Origin of the sequence: Aquabacterium olei, from assembly GCF_003100395.1 — a bacterium.
GTDB classification, from domain to species: domain Bacteria; phylum Pseudomonadota; class Gammaproteobacteria; order Burkholderiales; family Burkholderiaceae_C; genus Aquabacterium; species Aquabacterium olei.
The window spans coordinates 3,757,377-3,780,927 of the sequence record NZ_CP029210.1 but is presented as its reverse complement, the minus strand read 5'-3'; the positions used below and the strand labels follow the sequence as shown (position 1 = coordinate 3,780,927).

General features: G+C 69.4%; 18 protein-coding genes. 9 read left to right on the top strand and 9 right to left on the bottom strand.

What is annotated here, in order from left to right; genetic code table 11:
• Positions 1-57 precede the first annotated feature (57 nt).
• Positions 58-3,279, bottom strand: a complete 3,222-nt coding sequence (locus DEH84_RS16895; RefSeq protein WP_159099021.1) for a type VI secretion system Vgr family protein — start codon at positions 3,277-3,279, stop codon at positions 58-60.
• Between the two features lie 288 nt (positions 3,280-3,567).
• Between DEH84_RS16895 and DEH84_RS16890 the strand changes: the two genes are divergently transcribed.
• The 7 genes from DEH84_RS16890 (at position 3,568) to DEH84_RS19665 (ending at position 12,613) form a co-directional block, all read left to right on the top strand.
• Positions 3,568-4,935, top strand: a complete 1,368-nt coding sequence (locus tag DEH84_RS16890) for a glutamine synthetase family protein (protein WP_109038029.1) — start codon at positions 3,568-3,570, stop codon at positions 4,933-4,935.
• Positions 4,936-5,073: 138 nt separating this feature from the next.
• Complete coding sequence (locus tag DEH84_RS16885; protein ID WP_425428973.1) at positions 5,074-6,177, top strand: polyamine ABC transporter substrate-binding protein; 1,104 nt, start codon at positions 5,074-5,076, stop codon at positions 6,175-6,177.
• A 5-nt stretch (positions 6,178-6,182) separates the two neighbouring features.
• The gene (locus tag DEH84_RS16880) at positions 6,183-7,316 is read left to right on the top strand and encodes an ABC transporter ATP-binding protein (protein WP_109038028.1); all 1,134 of its coding nucleotides are present in this window, start codon (positions 6,183-6,185) and stop codon (positions 7,314-7,316) included.
• A 10-nt stretch (positions 7,317-7,326) separates the two neighbouring features.
• A complete protein-coding gene (locus DEH84_RS16875) occupies positions 7,327-8,247 on the top strand; it encodes an ABC transporter permease (protein ID WP_109038027.1) in 921 nt (306 codons plus the stop codon).
• Positions 8,244-9,098 carry an ABC transporter permease gene (locus tag DEH84_RS16870; RefSeq protein WP_109038026.1) on the top strand — a complete coding sequence of 285 codons (855 nt, stop codon included), beginning with the start codon at positions 8,244-8,246 and terminating at the stop codon, positions 9,096-9,098. Before DEH84_RS16875 ends, DEH84_RS16870 begins: the two co-directional genes overlap by 4 nt.
• 69 nt (positions 9,099-9,167) lie before the next feature.
• Complete coding sequence (locus DEH84_RS16865) at positions 9,168-10,664, top strand: DUF3138 family protein (RefSeq protein WP_109038025.1); 1,497 nt, start codon at positions 9,168-9,170, stop codon at positions 10,662-10,664.
• A gap of 131 nt (positions 10,665-10,795) precedes the next feature.
• Positions 10,796-12,613: a methyl-accepting chemotaxis protein gene (locus DEH84_RS19665; RefSeq protein WP_109038024.1), complete on the top strand. Its 1,818-nt coding sequence runs from the start codon at positions 10,796-10,798 to the stop codon at positions 12,611-12,613.
• Here DEH84_RS19665 and DEH84_RS16855 read toward each other — a convergent pair whose 3' ends face one another.
• Positions 12,614-13,909, bottom strand: coding sequence for an NAD(P)/FAD-dependent oxidoreductase (locus DEH84_RS16855; protein ID WP_281262555.1), 1,296 nt, complete (start codon positions 13,907-13,909; stop codon positions 12,614-12,616).
• A 68-nt stretch (positions 13,910-13,977) separates the two neighbouring features.
• Positions 13,978-14,598 (bottom strand): ParA family protein, encoded by a 621-nt coding sequence (locus DEH84_RS16850; protein ID WP_109038022.1) that lies wholly within the window; start codon positions 14,596-14,598, stop codon positions 13,978-13,980.
• A 122-nt stretch (positions 14,599-14,720) separates the two neighbouring features.
• Between DEH84_RS16850 and DEH84_RS16845 the strand changes: the two genes are divergently transcribed.
• Complete coding sequence (locus DEH84_RS16845) at positions 14,721-16,247, top strand: aldehyde dehydrogenase (protein WP_109038021.1); 1,527 nt, start codon at positions 14,721-14,723, stop codon at positions 16,245-16,247.
• Between the two features lie 4 nt (positions 16,248-16,251).
• Here the strand turns inward: DEH84_RS16845 and DEH84_RS16840 are convergent, their stop codons facing one another.
• Positions 16,252-17,256, bottom strand: a complete 1,005-nt coding sequence (locus tag DEH84_RS16840; protein WP_159099020.1) for a PA2778 family cysteine peptidase — start codon at positions 17,254-17,256, stop codon at positions 16,252-16,254.
• Between the two features lie 5 nt (positions 17,257-17,261).
• The gene (locus DEH84_RS16835) at positions 17,262-17,663 is read right to left on the bottom strand and encodes a PA2779 family protein (RefSeq protein ID WP_109038019.1); all 402 of its coding nucleotides are present in this window, start codon (positions 17,661-17,663) and stop codon (positions 17,262-17,264) included.
• 150 nt (positions 17,664-17,813) lie between these two features.
• On the opposite strand from DEH84_RS16835, the gene DEH84_RS16830 reads away from it, so the two are divergent.
• Positions 17,814-18,197: a thioredoxin family protein gene (locus DEH84_RS16830; RefSeq protein ID WP_109038018.1), complete on the top strand. Its 384-nt coding sequence runs from the start codon at positions 17,814-17,816 to the stop codon at positions 18,195-18,197.
• A gap of 9 nt (positions 18,198-18,206) precedes the next feature.
• Here DEH84_RS16830 and DEH84_RS16825 read toward each other — a convergent pair whose 3' ends face one another.
• From DEH84_RS16825 to holA, 4 genes are all read right to left on the bottom strand, one after another.
• Positions 18,207-20,627: a putative bifunctional diguanylate cyclase/phosphodiesterase gene (locus DEH84_RS16825; protein ID WP_109038017.1), complete on the bottom strand. Its 2,421-nt coding sequence runs from the start codon at positions 20,625-20,627 to the stop codon at positions 18,207-18,209.
• A 26-nt stretch (positions 20,628-20,653) separates the two neighbouring features.
• Complete coding sequence (locus DEH84_RS19195; RefSeq protein WP_159099019.1) at positions 20,654-20,857, bottom strand: hypothetical protein; 204 nt, start codon at positions 20,855-20,857, stop codon at positions 20,654-20,656.
• A 115-nt stretch (positions 20,858-20,972) separates the two neighbouring features.
• Positions 20,973-22,322, bottom strand: coding sequence for a condensation domain-containing protein (locus tag DEH84_RS16820; RefSeq protein ID WP_159099018.1), 1,350 nt, complete (start codon positions 22,320-22,322; stop codon positions 20,973-20,975).
• 152 nt (positions 22,323-22,474) lie between these two features.
• On the bottom strand, positions 22,475-23,545 hold the full coding sequence (gene holA, locus DEH84_RS16815) for a DNA polymerase III subunit delta (RefSeq protein WP_109038016.1): 1,071 nt from the start codon (positions 23,543-23,545) through the stop codon (positions 22,475-22,477).
• Between the last annotated feature and the right edge of the window lie 6 nt (positions 23,546-23,551).

Sequence of the window (23,551 nt, the reverse complement as noted above, 5' to 3'; positions counted from 1 at the left end):
GCTCAAGCAGAAGTTGCGACTGTTTCGGGGGCGATAAGTGCTTCTGGACGCCAGTGTTCAGGAGGCATCACCGTCCGCGTCGTCTTCGTCGTGATGCAACTCTCCCGTGTTGCTTCTGTAGTCACCGTCGTCCCCAACCACGGCCCACGCCCCGTCGGATCCCACCAGCACTTCGAACACCTCTGCGGTTTCGCGACCTATTCTTGGTGTCTTGCCTGATGACGATTCCAATCTGCCGTGGCTGAAGCTTCCATCGGCGAACCTGGCTGTGAATTCCAAGTTGTCAATCGGCTTGCCGAAGAAGACGTCATGGACGTCCAGGGCGGTGCTGAAGACCAGGTGCTTGGCCAAAGGCAATGCGAGGGTCCCAGGCTTCGTCAAACTGAAACTCGCGCTGGCACTCCCCCCCGACGTCAACTCCTTCATCGCCGCCTTGAACTGCGCCATCCCGCTCGTGCCGATCTCGATGTTGCCGCCGTCGATCTTCACGTAGCCCCCGCCGCCATTGAGCACGATGCGCGAGGGCGCCGAGATCACCACATCGGCGGCGGTGCTCTGCACGTCGACCGACTTCAGCGCCGTCAGCGAAAACGCGCCGCTCTGTGCTTGCACGTTCACGTTGCCGCTGGCCGCATGCAGCTTCATGCCGACGTCCTTCACGGCGCGCTGTTCGTTCTTCGCTTCGCCGCGGGTGAACAGGCTGATGCCGTCCTTCACGGCCCAGGCCTGATGGCGTTGGGCCAGCAGGTTGGTGTCTTGTGCTGCGCTCAGCGTGGTGTGCTGGCCGGCGCTCAGCACCGCGTGGGCCGGCGTCATGCCGGCGATGTCACCGGCGGCGCTGACCACCAGATCCGGCCGCTCGGTGACGGGGATGCTGCCGTGGCCGCCGCCGATGGGCACCACGTCGCCCGATGCGCCATCGGCTTCGCTGCCCTGGCCGTTGCCTTCCGTGCCCTTCAAGCTTTGCACCGTGGCCTGCAGGGCCTGGTGGGCCGGCAGTTTGTCTGCGTCGGCCTCATTGGGCAGGTTGGCCAGGTGCGTGCGGGCGTTGCCGGCCAGCGTCCGCACCAGGGCGGCATGGCTCGTGAGTTGAGCCTGTGCCTCGCGTGTGTCCATCGGGCGGGCCTGGGCGCTGGTGCCGCCCGGCCGCGCAAAGCTCGACAGGTGCAGGCCTGACGCCGCGCGCAGTGCGCCTTGCGCCAGGGTGTGCAACTCCAGCCCGTGCCCGCGGTGGGCCAGGCGCTGGTTGTCGTGCTGTTGCAGCAGGTGGCCGATCTGCAGCCAGGTCTGGTGCTGAGTGGTGTGCGCCAGCAGCCGGCCTTGTCCTGGCGTGTCGTCCAGCACGAGCTGGTTGTGGCCGCCGCCGCCGGTCTTCGAGGCGTCGAGCGCCTGGCTCTTGAAACCGCTCAGCGTGGCGGTGTGGGCGTGGCCCTCCAGCTCGCCGGCCTTCTGGCTGCCGGGAAACCATGCCGGGGCGTTGCCCGTGGCCGTGGCGCTGCCGGCGGCCACCTGGTTGCCCTGCGCATCGTCGGCGCCTTGTCCGTTGTAGGCCGCGCCCACCACCACGGGGCGGTCGATGTCGCCGTCGACGAAGCTGACGATGACCTCCTGGCCCAGGCGGGGGATGAAGACGCTGCCCCAGTTCTGGCCGGACCAGTCTTGCGCGACGCGCACCCACGTGCCAGAGGCCGCGGAGGCGGGCGCGTTGTCGTCGGCCGGGGCGCTCAGGCGGTGGCTGCCCTGGGCGCCGCGCTGCCAGTGGAACTGCACCTTGACGCGGCCGTCGCGGTCGGTGTGCACCGGCTCGCCGAGGCCCACCACCACGGCCGTCTGGGCGCCATGCACCACCGGGCGCCGGTGCAGCAGCCGGCCGTCGGCGCCGCGCATGGGCGCGCGCACGGGCACGCTGTGGCGCTGGGCGGTCAGGCGGGCGCGGTACAAGGGGGCATCGGAAGCATTGGCCTGGGCTTCGCCTTCAGCGACGGCGGCCAGGGCGCCCAGCACGGCATCGCCCAGCAGGCGCTTCAGCCCGGCCTGCGCGTCGGCGCTGAGGTTGTTGCGCGCCTCGTGCACCACGCCCAGCACCACGAACTGGTTCTCGGTGCTGCCGGCGCTCAGAAGGCCGGCATCGTGCTCGGCGTGCTCCAGCAGCGTGAAGGTGGTGGCTGGCGCCAGCGTGCGCACGGTGCCTTCGCCCACGAAGCGCTTGCGTGCCGCGTCCAGCGATTGCATCTGCACCCAGGCGCGGCGCTCGGCCTGGGCCGGGGTTTCGTAGGCGTAGGCGCCGGGCTGGTCGGCATGCACCAGATCGAAGGGCTGGCCATGGGCGTCATCGCTGGTGGCACTGGCGCCATGGTTGGCCACGGCCCGGTAGTCGAAGCTCGCGGTGTGCAGCGCGGCCGGGCCGATGCGGCGCAGGCCGTGCCAGCGCGTGAGGCTGTCTTCTTTCATCACCGCCCCGGCCTGCGTGAAACGCACGCGCGCCTGGGCGTTCGGGCGGAAGGCCCCGTTGTGGTCGGCGATGACCAGCGTGTGGCGGCCCAGATGGGGCACGTCGGTAGGGCGTCCCTCGTGCTCGAACCAGGTGAACAGGCCTTCCTCGGCCCACAGGCGCTGCAGGAAGGCCAGGTCGCTTTCGTTGAACTGCACGCACAGCGAGCGGCGGGCGTAGACGCTGCGATCCGCCAGATCGAAGCGCCAGGCGGGCATCAGCTTGCCTTGCGCGGCGTAGTCGGCAAACACCGCTTCGGTGATGTCGAGCACGCTCATGTCCTGGAACACCCAGGCATCGGTGCGGTGGCCGAGGAAGGCCAGCCAGGGTTCGATGCGCAAGCGGTAGCGGGCATGGCCGCCATCGGCGCCGAGCAGTTCAAAGGCGGTGACGTGGCCGTGAAAGGGGCGCAGCGCACCGCCCGGGCCGGCGGTGAGCAGCTCCAGCAGGATGGGGTGGCCGAGGAGGTCCTCGGGAGCCAGGTCGGCGCGGGTGCTGAGCGCCAGCAGTTCGGTGCGCTGACCCGTGGGGGGAGGCTCCACCGGTTGGGCAGGGTGCAGGTCGACAGAATGGTCGAGCGTGTCGGGCAGCAGCGCCGCGCCGGGGCCCATCCCTTCGTGGATCTGAACGCGCTCGGCCAGCAGCACGTCGGGGCCCAGTGGGGTGTGCAGGCGCAGCAGCCGGGTGTGCTGGCTGGGGCCGAAAGCGCTGAGTTCGGCCAGCAGGCCATCGAGCACGCTGCGCGCGGCATCACCCAGCGCATGCTGGATGCCGGAATGGTCGGTCATGGTCGTCCCTGATGTATCGGTCACCCGTGTACGGATGCACGGGCTGGTCATCCGGCGACGGTAGCGCAAAAGCCGTCGCGCACCACGAACGGGCCCCCGCCTGGGGGCCCCGTGTGCCCTGCAAAAGTGCAAGAAGTTGTGTCCGATGTGACGAGGGCCCCGGTGCCGTGCGGCTTGACACGGTTTGACCGTTTGGCACACTGGCTTTGCATGCACCCTGGTACGGGCCTTGCGAGCACCCCGGCTGGCTGCCGGGCAACCGGCCCGCCCCCATCCACCGAGGACCTGATGCAAGGCAAGCTACCCGGCAGCTTCAGCGATCTGGAGCATTGGCTCAACGAGCGGCGCGTCACCGAAATCGAATGCCTCGTCCCCGATCTGACGGGGGTGGCGCGCGGCAAGATCCTGCCGCGCGAGAAGTTCACCGAAGACCGTGGCATGCGCCTGCCGGAGGGCATCGTGGCCATCGGCGTGACGGGCGAGTTTCCGGCCAGCGGACCGTACTACGACGTCATCACGCCGACCGACCGCGACATGCATCTGCAGCCGGATCCGGCGACGGTGCGCATCGTGCCGTGGGCGTCCGACCCGACCGCGCAGGTCATCCACGATTGCTTCGACCGCGAGGGCAACCTCATCCCGTACGCGCCCCGCTCGGTGCTTCGGCGTGTGTGCCAGCTCTACACCGACAAGGGCTGGTCGCCGGTGGTGGCGCCCGAGCTGGAGTTCTACCTGATCGAGCGGTCAACCGATCCCAACATGCCGCTGAGGCCGCCCCGGGGGCGCAGCGGTCGGGCCGAAACCTCGCGGCAGGCCTACTCCATCGACGCGGTCAACGAGTTCGATCCGCTGTTCGAGGACATCTACGACTACTGCGAGAAGATGGAGTTGAACGTCGACACGCTGATCCACGAGGTGGGCGCGGGGCAGATGGAGATCAACTTCTTTCACGACCACCCGCTGGGCCTGGCCGACGAGGTGTTCTTCTTCAAGCGCACGATCCGTGAGGCGGCGCTGCGCCACGAGATGTACGCCACCTTCATGGCCAAGCCCATGGCCAACGAGCCGGGCAGCGCCATGCACGTGCACCAGAGCGTGGTCGACACGGCCACCGGGCAGAACATCTTCAGCAACCCGGACGGCAGCCCGTCGAAGGCGTTTCACTGGTTCATCGGCGGGCTGCAGCGCTATGTGCCCGCGGCCATGGCGTTGATGGCGCCCTATGTGAACAGCTACCGCCGGCTGGTGCGGGCCACCGCAGCGCCCATCAACATCCAGTGGGGCTCGGACAACCGCACGGTGGGCTTCCGATCTCCCGTGGCCACGCCGGCCTCGCGCCGCATCGAGAACCGCGTGATCGGCGCCGATGCCAACCCGTATGTGGCGCTGGCGGCCACGCTGGCCTGTGGCTACCTCGGCATGGTCAAGCAGATCGAGCCGGCGCCCGAATGCCGGGGCGATGCCTACCTCGGTGACTACGGCCTGCCCCGCAGCCTGGGTGAGGCGCTGGCCCTGTTGCGCGATGAAGCCGACCTGGCCGAGGTGCTGGGCCACGAGTTCGTCACGGTCTACACCGAGATCAAGGAAGTGGAGTACGCCGAATTCATGAAGGTGATCTCGCCGTGGGAGCGCGAGCACCTGCTGCTGCATGTGTGAGGGGGCGCCCTGCGGCGCTCGCACCACATCGGCGCGTCACAATTTCGACTTGAACCGATGCACCCGTCCGGGTGCGCACCTGAACCTGTTCGCGGCCCCGCGCTGGAGACGATCACCATGAACCTGAAGATGAGTGCAATGCCTTCCCTGACCCGGCTGACGTGTGGCCTGGCCTTCGGCATGGCGGCGGCCCTGGGCGCCCACGCCGAGGAAGAGAAGGTGCTCAACATCTACAACTGGTCGAACTACATCGCGCCGGACACGATCGCCAACTTCGAGAAGGAAACCGGCATCAAGGTCCGCTACGACGTGTTCGACAACAACGAGATCGTGCACGCCAAGCTGGTGGCCGGCAAGACGGGCTATGACGTCGTCGTGCCCTCGTCGTACTGGGGCAAGCTGCAGGCCGATGGCGGGCTGCTGCAGAAGATCGACAAGAGCAAGATCCCGAACTGGAAGAACCTGGATCCGGCGATGCTGGCGCAGCTCGGCCGGCTCGACCCGGGCAACCAGTACATGGTCAACTGGATGTGGGGCTACACCACGGTGGGCATCAACGTGGACAAGGTCAAGGCCGCACTGGGCAGCACGCCCATGCCCGACAACGCCTGGGACCTGATCTTCAAGCCCGAGTACATCGGCAAGCTCAAGAGCTGTGGCGTGTCCTTCCTGGATTCGCCCACCGAAGTGATCCCGGCGGCGCTGCACTACCTGGGCAAGCCGGCGTACTCGAAGAACATTGCCGACTACCAGGCCGTTCCGCCGCTGCTGAAGTCCATCCGGCCCTACGTGACGCTGTTCAGTTCGAGCGGCTACATCAACGACCTGGCCAACGGGCAACTGTGCGCCGTGTTCGGCTACTCGGGCGACATCAACATCGCCAAGAACCGCGCGATCGAGGGCAAGACGGGGCAGCACATCCAGACGCTGACGCCCAAGACCGGCGGCGTGATCTTCATGGATTCGATGGTGATTCCGGCCGATGCGCCGCACCCCGAGAACGCCCATAAGTGGATCAACTACATCCTGCGCCCCGAGGTGCATGCGGGCCTGAGCAACAAGGTGTTCTACGCCAACCCCAATCTGGCCTCGCGCAAGTTCATCAAGCCCGAAGTGGCCAACGACCCGGCGGTGTTCCCGCCCGAGGCCGAGATGAAAAAGATGGCCCAGCCCGAGGCGCTGAACAACGACATCCGCCGCCAGATGACGCGCATCTACACGTCCTTCAAGACCGGTCTGTAAGAACAATGAACAGCAGGACAGGGGAGGGCTACCTGGTCATCGACCGGGTGGTGAAGGACTTCGTGAGCCCGGATGGCAGCAGCTTCCGGGCGGTGGACAACGTGTCGCTGGCGATCCGGCAGGGTGAGATCTTCGCCTTGCTGGGCTCGAGCGGCTGCGGCAAGACGACGCTGCTGCGGATGCTGGCGGGCTTCGATGCGCCCACGTCGGGGCGGTTGATGCTGGGCGGCCAGGACCTGGCCGGGCTGGCGCCGTACGAGCGGCCGATCAACATGATGTTCCAGAGCTACGCGCTGTTTCCCCACCTCAGTGTGTGGGACAACATCGCGTTCGGCTTGAAGCGCGAAGGCATGCCGCGTGCACAGATGGCCGAGCGGGTGGAGGCCATGTTGAAGCTGGTGCAGCTGACGAAGTTTGCGCAGCGCAAGCCGCATCAGCTTTCGGGCGGGCAGCAGCAGCGCGTGGCACTGGCGCGCAGCCTGGCCAAGCAGCCCAAGCTCCTGTTGCTGGATGAGCCGCTGGGTGCGCTCGACAAAAAGCTGCGCGAAGAGACGCAGATCGAGCTGGTGAACATCATCGAGTCGGTCGGGGTGACCTGCGTGATGGTGACGCACGATCAGGAAGAGGCCATGACCATGGCCAGCCGCATCGGCATCATGAGCGAGGGCCACATCCTGCAGGTGGGCTCGCCGCACGAGGTGTATGAGACGCCGTCGACGCGCTTCGTGGCCGACTTCATCGGCAACGTCAACCTGATGGACGGCACGCTGGTGGTGGACGAGGCCGACCACTGCGAGGTGGCCTGCGCCGATGTGCGGCACTTCGTGGGCCACGGCATCACGGGCCACGAGGGCATGGCGGTGACGGTGGCGCTGCGCCCCGAGAAGATCCGCATCGGCAAGCGGCCACCCGAGCCCCAGGCCGGCGAGCCCGCGGGGCCGTTGAACATGGTCAAGGGCACGGTGAAGGACATTGTGTACTTCGGCGACAGCACGGTGTACCACCTGGCCCTGCCCAGCGGGGCCGTGCTGAAGGTGAGCCAGGGCAACACGCAGCGCCACGTCGACGACGCGCTGACCTGGGGCGACGAAGCCCATGCCAGCTGGGCCCCGTCGGCCCAGGTGGTGCTGACGCAGTAAGGCGAAGGCGATGGCCCATCACCCCAAGCTGAACTGGCGGGATCGCACGCTGATCGGCGTGCCGTATGCGTGGCTGCTGGTGTTCTTCCTGCTGCCCTTCCTGATCGTGATGAAGATCAGCGTCTCCGAGATGGAGGTGGTGAGCTTCAAGGACCTGATCACCTGGAAGGACGGCGTGCTGCAGCTGAGCCTGAAGCTGGGCAATTACCTGTTCATCACGCAGGACGAGCTGTACTTCCTGACCTACCTGAACAGCCTGAAGTACGCCGCGATCACGACCGTGCTGTGCCTGGCCATCGGCTACCCCTTTGCCTACTTCATGGCGCGGGCAGACCGCAGCGTGCAGCCGGCGCTGGTGATGGCCGTGATGCTGCCGTTCTGGACCAGCTTTCTGCTGCGCGTGTATGCGTGGAAAGGCCTGCTGGGCGAGGGCGGCTGGGCCGCGATGGCGCTCAACGCGGTGCACGCCGACCAGCTGCTGATGGCGCTCGACCTGATCCCCGGGCCCGGGCAGTATCTGAACACGGCGTTCTCGCTGGTGCTGGGCATGCTCTACACCTACCTGCCGTTCATGATCCTGCCGCTGTACGCCAACCTGTCGAAGATGGACCTGCGGCTGCTGGAGGCGGCCTACGACCTGGGTGCCACGCCGTGGGTCGCGTTCTGGAAGGTGACGGTGCCGCTGTCGCGTGCGGGCATCGTGGCGGGCTCGATGCTGGTGTTCATCCCGTGCGTGGGCGAGTTCGTGATCCCCGAGCTGCTGGGCGGGCCGCAGACGCTGATGATCGGCCGCGTGCTGTGGGACGAGTTCTTTGCCAACAACGACTGGCCCATGGCCTCGAGCGTGGCGGTGGTGATGATCCTGCTGATCATCGTGCCGCTGGCGTGGTTCAACAAGGTGCAGGCCGAAGCGCAGGAGGGCGGGCGATGAGCGAGGCGGTGCCTTCTTACCTGCGCCGGGGCCGCTGGGTGTCGCGCACCTGGCTGGCGCTGGGCTTCGCGTTTCTGTACCTGCCCATCGTGATGCTGGTGGTGTATGCGTTCAACGCGTCGCCGCTGCCCTCGGTGTGGGGTGGCTTCACGCTGAGCTGGTTCGCCAAGCTGGCCGATGACACCGAGATCCTGCAGGGGCTGTGGCTGTCGCTGCGCATCGCCTTCTTCACGGCCTGCGCGGCGGTGGTGCTGGGCACGCTGGCCGCACTGGCGCTGGTGCGTTTCAAGCGCTTTGGCGGGCGCACGCTGATGGTGGGCATGATCAACGCGCCGCTGGTGATGCCCGAGGTCATCGTCGGGCTGTCGCTGCTGCTGATGCTGGTGTCGCTGCAGCGCTGGCTGGGCTTTCCCGAGCGCGGCATGGTGACGATCTGGCTGGGCCACCTGCTGGTGGGGCTGGCCTATGCCACCGTGGTGATCCAGGCGCGGCTGCAGACGCTGAACCCGCAGCTGGAAGAGGCCGCGCTCAACCTGGGCGCACGGCCGGCGCAGGTGTTCTTTCTGGTCACGCTGCCGATGATCGCGCAGTCGCTGGCCTCGGCGTTCCTGCTGACCTTCACGCTGTCGCTCGACGACGTGGTGCTGGCGGCCTTCCTGTCCGGCCCGGGCTCGACCACGATGCCGCTGGTGATCTTCTCGCGTGCGCGGCTGGGTGTCGACCCGAGCGTGAACGCGGTGGCCACGGTGGTGATTGCCGTGGTGGCGCTGGCGGTGGTGGGCGGCAGCTATGCGCTGGCCCGCGTCGAGCGGCGCCGGCAGCAGGACATCGCGAACGCGGCCCACGGCTGAGGCGGGCCCATGCGATCCCTTCTCCCTCACAAGCACAACCGATTGCAACGACACCAGGAGCCCAGCCCCATGAACACCGTGTCCTCATCCCCTGCGACCCGTCCCGGCCGCGCCTGGCCGGCTGCCACCGCGCTGGCGCTGGCCCTGGCGGCGGCCTTTCCGTTGCCGGCGGCCGCGCAGTCGAACGCCGAGTTGCTGCAGGAGCTCAAGGCGCTGAAGGCGCGCATGGCCGAGCTGGAAAAGAAGCTCGAGGCGCAGGAGACGAAGCAGGCCGAAGCGGCGGCGGCCGCGCCGGCTCCGGGCATGACGCCCGAGCAGCTGCAGGACTTCAACCGCATCGCCGTGAAGGCCGAGGCGCTGGAAGACTCGCGCGACATGCTCGGCTTCAAGGGCCTGAAGATCGGCGGCTACATGGACCCGACCTGGGTCTTCAACCAGCGTCAGCACCGGGCGGGTTTCCAGTTCCTCAACCCGGTGGACGAGGGGGGCTACTACTACGACACGTCCTACATCGGCACGGTGGCGCTCGACTTCATCAAGGAGACCGACAGCGGTGCACGCTGGCGCCTGACGCTGGTGCCCCAGCGCAGCACGCAGGCGGTGTCGGAAGGCACGAGCTCGCCGGTGCAGGAGGCCTCGGTGTCGGTGCCCATCACCGACCTGCAGACGCGCTTCATTGCCGGGCACATCCCGGACTGGTCGGGCTACGAGATGCTGCAGCCCACGCTCAACAAGTTCGTGACGCACAACCTGCTGTTCGACACCACGCTGCCGGCGTCCTACACCGGGGCGGGCTTCGAGATCCTGCGCGGCAAGTGGCTGACCAAGGCCGTGGTGGGCAACATGGCGGCCAGCCGGCGGCAGCCCAATGAGAAGACGCCGGTGCTGGCCTATCGGGTGGACTATGCGAAGGGCGAGTTCCAGGGCTTCGGGTTTGCGGGGATTCATGGGCGGGCGGCGAATTTCTCGGAGAGCGCGAAGGAGACGGTGAGTGTGCTCAATCCGATCACGGGTGTGGTCGAGTCGGCCGAGCAGCCCATCGCCCAGCGCGATTCCCGCGTCGACACTTTCGAGTTCGATGCCTACTTCATCCGCGGCCCACTGACGTTGCAGGGCCAGCTGTCGTTCGGGCGACAACTGAAAGCGTCCATCACGCCCGATCCCGAAACGGGCCGTCTGCGCGATGCCTACTGGTCCGGCGTCTCGGGCCTGTTCGCCTACAAGATCGAACCCTGGCTCGAACTGGCTGCGCGCGCTGATTACATCTGGAACGGCAAGAACGGCGGCGGCCTGCTGACCTATGCGGTGGCAGATCCGTTCAACGGCATTGGCTCGGCGATGGTGCGCGGCGACGATGGCACCTGGGCGGCGGCCAACGGCGGCGCCCGCGGCGTCGACCGCGGTGCGTTGAGCCTCGGCCTGAACTACGCCTTCAACCTCAACACGCTGTTCAAGTTCGAATACCGTTACGACTGGGCGTCCGGCCCGGTGTTCATCGACACGAAGTCCAACGACTACAAGAAGAGCAACCAGCTCTTCGGCACGGCGGTCGTCGTCAGTTTCTGAGCACTCCGGCACGAGCGGGTGCCGGGCCGTTCAAGTTGGCTGCGTTCTGACCGATGTCACACGCAGCAGCCGGACCACGGCAGGAACCGTCCTTTCCGCGTGGGCACGTGGCTGCACCTTCTGGAGTGTGTATGTCACGTCTGTCCATCGGTCAGCGACTGGCCCTGGGCTTTGCCCTCGTTCTCTTCCTCTGCGTCCTGACCACCGGCATCGGCCTGTGGCGTCTGCACGAAACGGCCCGCGAGACGGCCGACATGATGCAGACCCCGCTGGCCAAGGAGCGCCTCGTCAGCGACTGGTACGCCAACGTGAACGCCGGCGTGCGACGGACCGCCGCGATCGCGCGCAGCAGCGACCCGTCGCTGGTTGCGTTCTTTGCCGAAGATGTGGCCGAGGCGAGCAAGGCATCCAGCCACTATCAGAAGTCGATCGAGGCCCTGCTGGCCACGCCGCGCGAGCGTGAGGTCTTCGGCGAGGTCGGGACGCATCGCAAGCAGTTCATCGCGGTGCGCGACCGCATTGCCGAGCACAAGAAGGCCGGCCGCGTCGATGAGGCGGGCGCCGACCTGAACCAGCACTTCATGCCGGCGGCCAAGGCCTACCTGGGTGGCATGCAGGCCCTGCAGGCGCTGCAGCGCGAGGAGATCGACCACCGGGCCAAGGACATTGCCACGCTGAACGCGGCCAGCGCCAAGCTGCTGTGGGCGCTCGGCGTGCTCACGCTGCTGCTGGGCGGTGCGGTGTCGTGGCTGATCACGCGCAGCATCACCACGCCGCTGCACGAAGCCGTGAAGGCTGCCCAGCGCGTGGCCGCGGGCGACCTGACAGGCCGCCTGGAGACGGCACGGGCCGACGAGACCGGCGTGCTGCTGCGCGCGCTGCACGACATGCAGGAGCGGCTGGTGGCCGTGGTGGGCCGCGTGCGGGGCAACGCCGAGAGCGTGGCGACCGCCAGCAGCGAGATCGCCCATGGCAACCTCGACCTGAGCCAGCGCACCGAGACCCAGGCCGCGGCCCTGCAGCAGACGGCGGCCACCATGGACCAGCTCAGCAGCACCGTGCGCCACAACGCCGACAACGCGCGCCAGGCCAACCAGCTCGCATCGGGCGCGTCGAGCGTGGCGCAGCGCGGTGGCGAGGTGGTGGGGCAGGTGGTGGACACCATGCGCGGCATCCAGCAGAGCTCCGGCAAGATCGGCGACATCATCTCGGTGATCGACGGCATCGCGTTCCAGACCAACATCCTGGCGCTGAACGCCGCCGTGGAAGCTGCGCGGGCCGGCGAGCAGGGCCGCGGGTTTGCCGTGGTGGCCGGCGAGGTGCGGGCGCTGGCCCAGCGCAGCGCCAGTGCCGCCCGCGAGATCAAGACGCTGATCACCGACAGCCTGCAACAGGTCGATCAGGGCACCACGCTGGTCGACCAGGCCGGGCAGACCATGGGGGAGATCGTCGATGCGATCCGCCGCGTCAGCGACATCGTGGCCGAGATCAGCGCCGCCAGCACCGAGCAGAGCACCGGCGTGAGCCAGGTGGGCCAGGCGGTGTCGCAGATGGACCAGGCGACGCAGCAGAACGCCGCGCTGGTCGAGGAAAGCGCGGCCGCGGCCGAAAGCCTGAAACAGCAGGCGCGGCAGCTGGTCGACGCGGTGGCGGTGTTCCGGCTGGATGGCGGGGCGGGCGCGATGGCGGCCTTGCCCGCGGCTGTCGCCCCGGTTGCGCCGCAGGCATCCCGCGTGACGCCCCGCGCGGTTGCGCCTCGTGCCGGCACCCAGCCGGTTGCGTCCACGCAAGCGGTGGCCCAGGCGGCCAGGGCGCCCGTGCTGACCGACGGGGTCAAGGGGCCGGCTCGCTCGCCCGCCCGGCCTGCCGCGGCGCCCCCGGTGTCTGCCGCGCCCGCCCGGCCCGTGGCCGCCACCGCGCCGTCGGACGACGACTGGGAAACCTTCTGATCAGATGCCCAGCCGGTCGCGCAGGTCGTAGTACAGCGCGCCCAGCGCGGTGAAAGGCACGCGGAACAGCCGCCCGCCCGGGAAGGGCAGATGCGGCAGGCTGGCAAAGGCGTCGAAGCGCTCGGCCTGGCCGCGGATGGCCTCGGCCAGCACCCGGCCGATCAGGTGGGTGAAGGTCACCCCGTGGCCCGAGCACCCCTGCGAGAAGTAAAGGTTGTCCGACAGGCGGCCCACTTGCGGCAGGCGGGACAGCGTCAGCAGGAAGTTGCCGGTCCAGGCGTGGTCGATGCGCACGTCGCGCAGTTGCGGAAAGGTTCGCAGCAGCTTGGGCCGAATGACGGCCTCGATGTGCGCCGGGTCGCGGGCGCCATAGACCACACCACCGCCATACAGCAGCCGCCGGTCGGCCGACAGGCGGAAGTAATCGAGCAGGAAGTTGCAGTCCTCCACGCACCAGTTGGACGGCAGCACCTCGGGGAAGCGGTCACCGAGCGGCTCGGTGGCAATCACCTGGGTGCCGCAGGGCATCGCGCGGGCAGCGAGCTGGGGTTCGAGCTGGCCGATGTAGGCGTTGCAGGCCACGACCACGAAGCGGGCCTTCACCTGGCCCTGCGCGGTGTGGACGATGGCGGGTTCGCCCCGGTCGATGCGGGTGACGGCCGTGCCCTCATGGATGACCCCACCGAGCGACTCGAAGGCCATGGCCTCGCCCTGGGCCAGGCGCAGCGGGTGCACATGGCCGGTACTGCGGTCCAGCAGGCCGGCGCGGTAGCGGCGCGATCCCACGGCGGCCTCGGTCTCGCGGGCATCGAGCAGCGCAAGCTCGCGGTGGCCCAGCCTTTCCCACAGCGCCTGGTGCGCTTCAAGTTGGCGCACCTGCCGGGCGGTCAGCGCGGTGAACAGCCCGCCGGGCTGGAAGTGGCAGTCCAGCTGGTATTGCGCGATGCGGGCCTTGATGATGGCGGCCCCTTCGAAGGCCATGGCCCCCAGGGCCCGCGCCGCTTCGGGACCGTGCCGGGCCTCGATCACATCGATGTCGCGCGAGTAGCTGTGCACCAGCTGGCCACCGTTGCGGCCCGATGCGCCCCATCCCACCCGGGCGGCTTCCAGCACCACCACGCGCAGGCCGGCTTCTGCCAGGTGCAGGGCCGTGGACAACCCGGTGTAGCCGGCGCCGATGATGCAGACGTCGGCCTCGACCGCGCCCTGCAACGGGGGCCGTGCCGGCTGAGGCAGGCCGGAGGCTGCGTAGTACGACGGTGCATGGGGCGGCAGCGACATGGCAGGCTGTGACATGCGGACGGGACGGGATGCAGGTGTGACCATGGTGTGACGCCAAGCAAGGACGACGCCAGACGACCCGCTCAGCGGGTGCCGAGCCAGTCGATCAGCGGGGCCCACTGCGCCAGGTCTTTCTCGACCTTGGCGGCCGGCACGTCCCAGAGGCTCAGGCCGTGGGCGGCCAGGTGGGCGTAGTTCTGCGTGTCGCGCAGCAGCGTGATCAGCGGGATGTCGAGCGTGCCGAGGAAGGTGCGCAGGTGCTCGGTGGCCTTGGTGTGGTCCTTGATGCGGTTGCCGACCACGCCGAACTGCTTGCCCTCCGCGTGCCCCTTGCGGGCCAGCGCGGCCAGGAAGTCTTGCGTGGCGTAGATGTCGAACAGGCTGGCCTGCAGCGGCACGATCACCTTGTCGGCCAGCTTCATCACCGCATCCAGCCCCTTGCCGTGCAGGCCGGCCGGCGTGTCGAGCACCACGTGGGTCGTGCCCTTGGGCGGCCGCGCGATGTGGTCGGCGGAGATGTCCCATGTCACGACGCGCGGCAGCTCGGGGGCGCGCAGCCGCAGCCACAGGCGCGACGACTGCTGGCGGTCGACGTCACCCAGCATCACGGCGTGGCCCTGCCGTGCGAAGTACCCCGCGATGTTGCTCGACAGCGTGGACTTGCCCACGCCCCCTTTCGGATTGGCGACCACGATCACCGGCATGACATCCCTCCCTGTGCGGACCAGGGCATTGTGGCGCAAGCGCGGGGGCTTGGCTGCAGGGTGTGGACGCGGCCGCCGGATTGGATAGAGTGGGGGGCAGCGTGGACCCAGGAGCGAACCCGATGACGACGAGCCCCCCGACCCCCAGCGCCCGCCTGTGGCGCGACCGTGCCGATGCGCTGCTGGCCGAAGCCCGACTGGACGGCCGCGCCCTGATCGGCGGCGAACGTGTGGCCGCGGCCGACGGCCAGACCTTTGCCTGCCATTCGCCGATCGACGGGCGGCTGCTGACGACCGTGGCGCGGGGCCAGCAGGCGGACGTGGATGCCGCGGTGCGCGCCGCACGCCGCGCTTTCGACGACGGCCGCTGGGCGCGCAAGGCGCCGGCCGTGCGCAAGCGCATCCTGCTGCGCTTTGCCGAGCTGATCACGCAGCACAAGGACGAGCTGGCGTTGCTCGAAACGCTCGACATGGGCAAGCCCATCCAGTACAGCCTCAGCGTGGACGTGCCCGCCGCGGCGCGCTGCATCGCCTGGTATGCCGAGGCCATCGACAAGGTGTACGACGAAATCGCGCCGACACCGGCCAATGCACTGGCGCTGATCCAGCGCGAGCCGGTGGGGGTGGTGGGCGCCATCGTGCCGTGGAACTACCCGATGATCATGGCCGCCTGGAAGCTGGGCCCCGCGCTGGCGTGCGGCAACAGCGTGGTGTTGAAGCCCTCGGAGAAATCGCCGCTGACGGCGCTGCGGCTGGCCGAGTTGGCGCTGAAGGCCGGTGTGCCGGAAGGCGTGTTCAACGTCGTGCCGGGCTACGGGCACGAGGCGGGCGAGGCGCTGGCACTGCACATGGACGTCGACGCCCTGGGCTTCACGGGGTCGACCCGCGTGGGCCGCAAGATGCTGGAGTACGCCGGCCGCAGCAACCTCAAGCGCGTGTTCAACGAACTGGGAGGCAAGTCGGCCGTGCTGCTGTTCGACGACTTCGATGACCTGGACCGCGCCGCGGCCACGGTGGCGGGCAGCCTGTTCTTCAACCAGGGCGAGTCCTGCAACGCACCGTCGCGCCTGCTGGTGCACGAGGCCATTGCCGACGCGGTGGTGGAGCGCATCGTGGCGCTCACGCCGCGCTACCAGCCGGCCGATCCGCTGTCGACGGCCACGGTGATGGGCGCGCTGGTCGACGAGGGGCAGTTGCGCACGGTGACGGGCTACATCGCGCAGGGCGTGGCGCAGGGCGCGCGGCTGCTGGCCGGCGGGCGCCAGGCCCTGGCCGAAACCGGCGGCCACTATGTGGAGCCGACGGTGTTCGATGGCGTGCGCAACGACATGGCGATCGCCCGCGAGGAGATCTTCGGGCCGGTGCTCAGCGTGATCCGCTTTGCCGATGAAGCTCAGGCCGTGAGCCTGGCCAATGACTCGTCCTATGGCCTGCAGGCCAGCGTGTGGAGCCGCAGCCTCGACCGCGCTCACCGCGTGGCGCGTGCGCTGCGGGCCGGCACGGTCCACGTCAACCAGTACGACGACGACGACATCACCGTGCCGTTCGGCGGCGTCAAGCAGTCGGGCAACGGGCGGGACAAGTCGCTGCATGCGCTCGACAAGTACACCGAGCTGAAGACGACCTGGATCCGGCTCGAAGGCGCGTGAAGCCTCAGCGGGCGGCAGCCCGCACGGCGGCGGCGACCTCGGCCTGTGTGGCCAGCGCGGCCTCGCGCCAGGCGGGTTCGGCCTCGGTGGCGCGTTGCACGGCGCGCTGGGCCGCGGCCTCGGCGCCGGGCAGGTCACCCAGCTGCAGACGGGCGGCGGCGAGGTTGTTCCATGCGGCGGCACTGTCGGTGCGCTGGGCCACCGCGGCAAAGGTGGCGGCTGCACGGGGCAGGTCGCCGGCAGTCACATGGCTGTTGCCCAGGCCCAGACCGAGCACCGGGTCGTCGGGCCAGCGGGTGACGGCGGCCTCCCAGGCTGTCACGGCCCGCGCAGGGGGCGCCACCAGGCCAAAGCCGAGCAGCGCGTCGCGCACGGCGGCGGGTTCTGCCGTCGCGGGCAGTTCGCCGGGCGGCAGGGCCACGAAGGCCCAGTGCCGCGAGCGGGCCCACGTGTGTTCGAAGGTGGCCAGCGGCAGGCGTTGCTCGCGTGTTTCGCCCGAGCGCAGCAGGATCTCGCGCTGGTCGAGGTCGTAGCCCACCACCACGGCGTAGTGCCACATCGGCGCGATCGGCAGGCTCAGGTTGAGCAGCACGCCCACCGGGTGACCCGCGGCCACCTCGCGCAGCACGGCCGCGAGCCGGGGCGGCAGCAGGGTCGACACCGCGTCGTGCGCGCGCCCGGCCGCCAGCATCTCGAGCTGCAGGCTGCCGCCGCGCCCGGGCACGAACACGGCGCGTGCCAGCGTGTCCGGGCTCACAGGCCGGCCGGTGTGCTGAAGCAGCGTCGCCAGCACCGCCGGGCCGCATTGCAGCGCCGTCTGCGGGAAGAACGGCACCGCTGTGAGGTTCAAGCGGCGGGGCAGGTCGGCAGGCGGCTGCGCCAGCACCGCCTCGGTCTGTCGCGCTTCAAAGCCGGCCAGCGTGCCGCAACCCGTCAGGCCGAGCGCCACCATTGCCGTGGCCGCGGCCCGTGCGAGCCGCGGCCACTGGCGGGCCTGCCCTGCATGCACGCCGATCAGCGCACCGAACGGGTGAAGGGAAAGACCTTGGTGAGGCCGAGGATGTCCGTCACCAGCAGGATCAGGAAGATGAACACGATGGTGCCCAGCACGTCGCTGGCCCCTGCGGGGGCGGTGTCCAGCGTGTCGGCCAGGTGGGCCACTTCGGCGTCGGTCAGCGACGCGATGCGGGCGCGGGCGTCATCCAGGTTCACGCCCTTGGCGGCCAGGGCCTCGGCGACGTCGGCGCGCTCCAGCGTGGCCAGCACATGGGCGCGGCGCTGGGCGGACTCGGCCTGTGCAGCCTGGCCGGCGACGGCTTCGGTGGCGATCAGGCCCGCGTGCGCGGCCTGCAGGCCGGCGGTGTGGCTCAGGGCGGCGGCCACCATCCAGGCGACCCACTTCTTCTGCTTGTTCATGGCACTTCCTTGTCTCGAGGGGAGGGCAGCGCACCCGGATGGGGGCGCCTTGTCGGGAAAGCATACCGCCGGGGGGCGGCCCTGCACCAGGCGGATCGGTAAGCAAGCGTGACCGGGCGGCCGGTCGGTTTTGCGGCCAGAATCTCGGGCATGTCTGCCGCGCCCGTTCTTGATGTTGTCTGCCTGTGTGCCGCCTGGTGTGGCACCTGCCGCGAGTACGAAGCCCTGTTTGCCGCCTTGCAGCAGGGCGCGCCCAGCCACCGCTATCGCTGGATCGACATCGAGGACGAAGCCGATCTGGTGGGCGACATCGACGTCGAGACCTTTCCGACGCTGATGGTGGCGTGGCAGGGGCGCGTGCTGTTTGCCGGGCCCGTGCTGCCCCGCCTGGGGGATGCACAGCGCCTGCTGGCCGTGCAGGCCGAGCGGGTGAGCGCCTGGGTGGCGGCCGGGCAGACGCCGGCCCAGCCGGTGCTGGGCTTGCCCGCGGACCAGACCGAGGCCTACGTGGCCCTGGCGGCCGCCTTGCGCTGAGCGGGGCGCTCAGGACACGACGGTCGGTTCGAGCAGGCTGGTTTCCAGCCGCAGGTCAGGGGGCGTCCAGGCGGCCAGCCAGTCGGCGAACTCGTCGGCGGGCATCGGCCGGGCGATGAAATAGCCCTGAGCCTCGTCGCACGCCAGGCTGGCCAGGATGCGCAGCGCCTTCACGCTCTCGATGCCTTCGGCCACCACGGTGAGGCCCAGGTTGTGCGCCAGGTCGATGGTCGAGCGCACGATCTTGGCGTCCTGCACATCGCTCTCCATGTTCATCACGAAGGAGCGGTCGATCTTCAGTTCGTCGACCGGCAGGCGCTTGAGGTAGGCCAGTGAAGAGTAGCCGGTGCCGAAGTCGTCGATGGACAGCTTCAGGCCCATCTGATGCAGACGGTCGAGCGTGCCGAGGGCGCGTTGCGGGTCGTCCATGATGGCGCTTTCTGTGATCTCGAGCACCAGCCCCGCCGGGTCGATGGCGTGGCGCGCCAGCAGCGATTCGATCTTGGCGGGCAGCTCCTGGTCCATCAGATCGCGCGTCGACAGGTTGACGGCGATCTTCAGCGTGTGGCCCCGGGCGGCGAGTGCCTGTGCGGCATCGGCGACGGCTTCGAGCACCCACATGCTCAGCACGCGGATGAAGCCCGTCTGCTCGGCAAAGGGAATGAAGCGCATCGGCGGCACCATGCCCCGTTCCGGGTGCAGCCAGCGGATCAGGGCCTCGGCGCCGACCACCCGGCCCGTGCGCAGGTCGAGCTTGGGCTGCAGGAACAGGCGCAGTTGCCCGTGATCGACCGCGTGGCGCAGCTCGCCCAGCAGGGTCAGCGATTCCTGGCTGCCCGAGTCGAGGCCGGCCTGGTAGGTGATGACCCCCGCCTGGCGCTGCTTGGCGGCGTACATCGCCACCTCGGCGCGGGCCAGCAGTTCGTCGGCCTGACGGCCGTGTTCGGGGCACACGACGATGCCGATACCGGCCCCGAGGTCCACCGTGTGGTCGTCCAGCGTCATGGGGTGCTCGAAGGCCGCCAGGATGGCCGCCGCGACGGCCTGGGCCTCGGTGGCGCCATGGCCGGGCAGCAGGATGGCGAACTCGTCGCCCCCCAGGCGGGCCAGCACGGCGTGGCGGCCGTACAGCACGCTGTGCCGCAGGCGTTCGGCCACGGCGCGCAGCAGGCGGTCGCCGAAGCGGTGGCCCAGCACGTCGTTGACGTGCTTGAAGCGGTCGAGGTCGAGCATGAGCACGGCGCAGGGCTCGCCGGTGGCGGCCGTCGCCTCCACCGCGGCGCGCAGGTCGAGCCGGAACTGTTCGCGGTTGGGCAGGTCGGTGAGGTGGTCTTCATAGGCCAGGCGACGCACCTCGCGGGCACGCACCTGCAAGGCCACCCGCATGGTCTCGAAGGATTGGGCCAGCTCGCCGATCTCGTCGCGGCTGTGCAGGGTCACTGCGTCGTCGTAATGCCCCTGTTCCAGCCGGCGCGCCGATTTGGACAGCACCCGCAGCGGCGTGGTGATGTGGCGCGCCGTGATGACGCTGCCGACGGCAAACACAGCGACCCCCAGCAGCGACAGGCCCAACAGGACTTCCTGCAGCGCCTCGTAGGGTGCGAGCGCCTCGTCCACCGACCGCATGAGCAGCGCGCTGACCGCGGCCGGGCCCTCCACGCCCGGCAGGGGCACGGCCCGGGTGTCGAACTCGGCCCCGTTCAGGCGCACGGTGCGGTGGCGTTCCTGCCGCCGCACATCGAAGTCGGCGGCCTCGGGCTGCCAGGCGGTGCCCAGCGCGCGCAACTCCGCGGCCTGGCGGGTCGACATCAGCGTGTGCCATGGCGCGTCGGCCTGCTTCTGCATCAGCGCAGCGTCCAGGCCGGAGAGGCTTTTCACGTCCTGCAGCAGGGTGTCGCCCACAGCGAAGGCCATGCCCACCCAGCCGATGACCGCCGGCGCACGCACCGGCACGGCGACGATCTGGTAGGGCTGCCCGGCGATCACCTCGAACAGCGAGGTGTCGGCCTGGCCTTCGTGATTGCGCCGTGCGTAGCGTTCGATGGCTTGCACGAAGCGCGCACCGCGCGGGTCGGTGGCGGCCACCAGGCGGAAGTCGGCATCGGTGTAGGCCGCCATGGTGGCCTGGACGCGCTCGGCGCTGTTGGCCAGCGCCGACTGAACGGTGTCCGCATCACCGCTGGCAATCGCAGCGCGGAAGCCGTAGTCGGACGCCAGCACGCCGGTGGCCTGTCTCAGGTTGTCGTCGTTCTGCTTCAGCAGGCGATCCAGCACGCGCTGGGCGGTCTGCAGCTCGGCGTGGATGTCCTTGCGGGCGTTGCGCTCGATGTGCTCGTCAATCACCCACCACGCCGCGACCTGGATGGCGACGATGAGACCCAGGAAGACCGCGACGATGCGGGCCTGGAGACTGCGCAGGATGGCGGGCATGCCGGCCGGGGGCTTCAGGGGGCGTGTCAGGGCGCGCGACCGGGGCCGCGCCGCGTGGTGGGCGGCGCAGGGTGCGGTGCGTCATCGCGCACCCACACGGCCATGGCGCGGTGAAGCCAGTGTCCGTCGGCCGCTGCCGCCGTGTGCGGGCTGCCTTGCCCGGCGGAAGGCGGCGCCGCACTCGGGGCGCGGCCGGCGGGCTGAGGAGACCAGGGCGTGCGGGTGGACATGATGCGGCGACGTCAGGTGTAAGGGCTTGTTGCTGTTATCGGTCATCTTGACCGATCCTTGACGTGCCTGACGTAGGCAGAAAACCCAGCAAAACGGGCCTGTTCGTGCGAAAGCTCACGCGGCCGCGCGGGTCTGCAGGGTGTGCAGCAGTTCGGCATCCAGGCGCGCCAGGAAGTCCCGCACGTCCGCTGCGTCGACCTCGTCGTTCTGATGAATGACCGTGAGTAGCTGACGACCCTGAAGGCTCAGCGTCCCGATCAGGACGGCGGTGCTCACGGTGGCTGGCCAGAACTCGGTGACGCGCAGGGTGGCGTCCTTCGGGTTGATGAACTCGGCCGAGCCCAGGTTGGTGAGGTGGCAGCTGACGGGCGCAAATCGTTGACGCCGCTTGGCCTGCACGATGAGGCGGCTGTAGAGCCGGCGCCCCATCAGCGGCAGCCATTCGTACACCGTCAAGGGCAGCGCGTAGTCGCGCCGTTCGTACCGGGCGAGCTGGTCGCGCACCTGGCCATCGAGCGAGGCCATCTGGGCAGGCAGGTCATCCTGGCGCCGGCCCCGCACCACGAAGGAGTGCACGTGGTTGCCGATCTCCGGCGCCTGGCCAGCCGGGAAATGGCGACGCAGGTCGACGGACAGCCGGATCGCCGCGCGTGCGGCCGGGTCGTCCGGTGCCTGCCGCAGGAAGACCTGGGCGACCAGACCCAGCAGCAGCGTGTTGACGGTGGTGCCATGGGCCTTGGCGAGCGCCTTGATGGCCTCGGCCGGGGCGGCCAGCTCATGGTGGTGGACGGTGCACGTGGTGAAACGCGGCGAGGCGCGCCGGGCCAGGCCGAGCACCCGGGTGCCGGCCGCCTCGCGGGCGTCGGCGCGGGTCTGGCGCACGAAGCGGCCAATGCTGGCGGGCCACTGCCACCAGGCTTTCGGGCGCACGGCGGGCGCCATCGACTCGCTCTGCAGCGGCATGGGCGGGATCGGGTGGCCATTGAGCCGGGCCACCAGCGCGCCCACGAACTGCACCATCGAGCGGCCGTCGCCAATGATGTGGTGGGCCGAGAAGGCCAGCACGGGCTGGGTGGGGTGGGGCAGCAGGCGGGCGCGCCAGGGCAGGCCGCGCTCCATTGGCATCGGGTCGTTGAGCAGGCGCGTGTGCCAGGCCTGCAGCGCCGTGCGCGAGGTGCCATCCACGTCGTGCTGCACCTGGAAGGCGTCGTCGAGCAACGCGTCGATGTGGGCGTCGTCGGGCAGGATGCGCAGCGCGTGGCTGAACGCGGTGGGCTCCATGACGCCACGCAGGCGCGGGCAGGCGCTGGTCAGTTCGCGCAGCGCCTGGCGCACCCGCGCCGGATCCAGCGGGCCGTTGAAGCGCAGCACATACGGTTGGTGGATGGAGCCCAGATAGCCCTCGCACGCCCAGTAGAGGTGCTCGGAGCGGTTGAGGGCCTGGAAGTCGTCGGCGTGGCTCACGGCGGTACGTCTCGGATCGTGGGCAAAGCGGGGGCGAGCCCCGGTGCGGCGGCGCGTTGAATGCCGTGCGATCCACTGTAGCCAGCGCAGGCTGGCCAGCCCCTCAGGGCTTTCCTTGGCGAGCCCCCCGAGCTTGAGGGGGCCGCCTGCCGTCAGACGCGGGCCGGTGGCGCCACGGTGCGGCTCAGTTGCTGCGCCAGCCGGCGCAGGGCGTCCCACGGGTCTTCCGGCCATTGCGGGTGCCGCAGGCCCTTGACGATGCCGTCGACGATGCTGGCGTTGGCCACGAGGCGGGCCAGCGTGCCCAGACGGGCCTTCGGCAGGATGCGCTCGAACAGGCGCTCGCGCGGGCCCCACACACGCTGCTCGCGCAACACCATGGGCAGCGGCTTGCCACCGTCGAGCGCCTGGCGGGCGCGGTACAGCCCGAGGATGTCGTCGGCCAGCGCCCAGTGCACCAGCACCGGCGCCTCGCCCTCGGCCTGCAGGCCGTCGATCATGCGCAGCGTGCGGTGCAGCTGCCCCGACAACACGGCTTCGCTGAGCTTGAAGACGTTGAAGCGCGCGACGTCGACCACGGCCTCCTCGATCTGCTCGATGGTCAGCGTACCGGGCGGATGCAGCAGGCCCAGCTTGACGATTTCCTGATGGGCGGCCAGCAGGTTGCCTTCCACCCGGTCGGCAAAGAAGGCGAGCGTGCGCTGGCCCGCCTCGCCGGCTTCCACCTGCTGGCCCTGGGCGGCCAGGCGCTGGGCGATCCACACCGGCAGCTGGCTGCGTTCGATCGGGTCGCAGCGCAGGGTCACGCCGATGCCGTCGAGCGCCGTGAACCAGGCGCTGCTCATCTGGGTCTTGTCGAGCCGCGGCAGCGTGATCAGGGTGACGACGGCGTCGTTGCCGGCGGCCGTGTCGCAGTACTGCTGCAGCGCTTGCGAGCCGTCCTTGCCCGGCTTGCCGGAGGGGATGCGGATGTCGATGAACTGGCGGTCGCCGAAGAGCGACATCTCGCTGGCCGCGCCCAGCAGGCTGGACCAGTCGAAGTGTGCACCGCTGACCGTGTGCACCTGGCGCTCGGTGTGGCCTGCGGCGCGCGCGGCAGCGCGGATGGCGTCGCCCGCCTCCTGCACCAGCAGGGCCTCGTCACCATGGAGGGTGTAGACCGGCTTGAGCGTGCCGCCGCACTTCTGCAGGTGGGCGGCGAGCTGGTCGTGGCGCAGTTGCATGGGCGG

Coding starts and splice junctions, on each gene's coding strand:
- DEH84_RS16880 (WP_109038028.1), top strand. CDS start 6,183: ATGAACAGCAGGACAGGGGAGGGCTACCTGGTCATCGACCGGGTGGTG.
- DEH84_RS16865 (WP_109038025.1), top strand. CDS start 9,168: ATGAACACCGTGTCCTCATCCCCTGCGACCCGTCCCGGCCGCGCCTGG.
- DEH84_RS16825 (WP_109038017.1), bottom strand. CDS start 20,627: ATGCCCGCCATCCTGCGCAGTCTCCAGGCCCGCATCGTCGCGGTCTTC.
- DEH84_RS16885 (WP_425428973.1), top strand. CDS start 5,074: ATGCCTTCCCTGACCCGGCTGACGTGTGGCCTGGCCTTCGGCATGGCG.
- DEH84_RS16830 (WP_109038018.1), top strand. CDS start 17,814: ATGTCTGCCGCGCCCGTTCTTGATGTTGTCTGCCTGTGTGCCGCCTGG.
- holA (WP_109038016.1), bottom strand. CDS start 23,545: ATGCAACTGCGCCACGACCAGCTCGCCGCCCACCTGCAGAAGTGCGGC.
- DEH84_RS16845 (WP_109038021.1), top strand. CDS start 14,721: ATGACGACGAGCCCCCCGACCCCCAGCGCCCGCCTGTGGCGCGACCGT.
- DEH84_RS16835 (WP_109038019.1), bottom strand. CDS start 17,663: ATGAACAAGCAGAAGAAGTGGGTCGCCTGGATGGTGGCCGCCGCCCTG.
- DEH84_RS19665 (WP_109038024.1), top strand. CDS start 10,796: ATGTCACGTCTGTCCATCGGTCAGCGACTGGCCCTGGGCTTTGCCCTC.
- DEH84_RS16850 (WP_109038022.1), bottom strand. CDS start 14,598: ATGCCGGTGATCGTGGTCGCCAATCCGAAAGGGGGCGTGGGCAAGTCC.
- DEH84_RS16895 (WP_159099021.1), bottom strand. CDS start 3,279: ATGACCGACCATTCCGGCATCCAGCATGCGCTGGGTGATGCCGCGCGC.
- DEH84_RS16855 (WP_281262555.1), bottom strand. CDS start 13,909: ATGTCACAGCCTGCCATGTCGCTGCCGCCCCATGCACCGTCGTACTAC.
- DEH84_RS16870 (WP_109038026.1), top strand. CDS start 8,244: ATGAGCGAGGCGGTGCCTTCTTACCTGCGCCGGGGCCGCTGGGTGTCG.
- DEH84_RS16890 (WP_109038029.1), top strand. CDS start 3,568: ATGCAAGGCAAGCTACCCGGCAGCTTCAGCGATCTGGAGCATTGGCTC.
- DEH84_RS19195 (WP_159099019.1), bottom strand. CDS start 20,857: ATGTCCACCCGCACGCCCTGGTCTCCTCAGCCCGCCGGCCGCGCCCCG.
- DEH84_RS16875 (WP_109038027.1), top strand. CDS start 7,327: ATGGCCCATCACCCCAAGCTGAACTGGCGGGATCGCACGCTGATCGGC.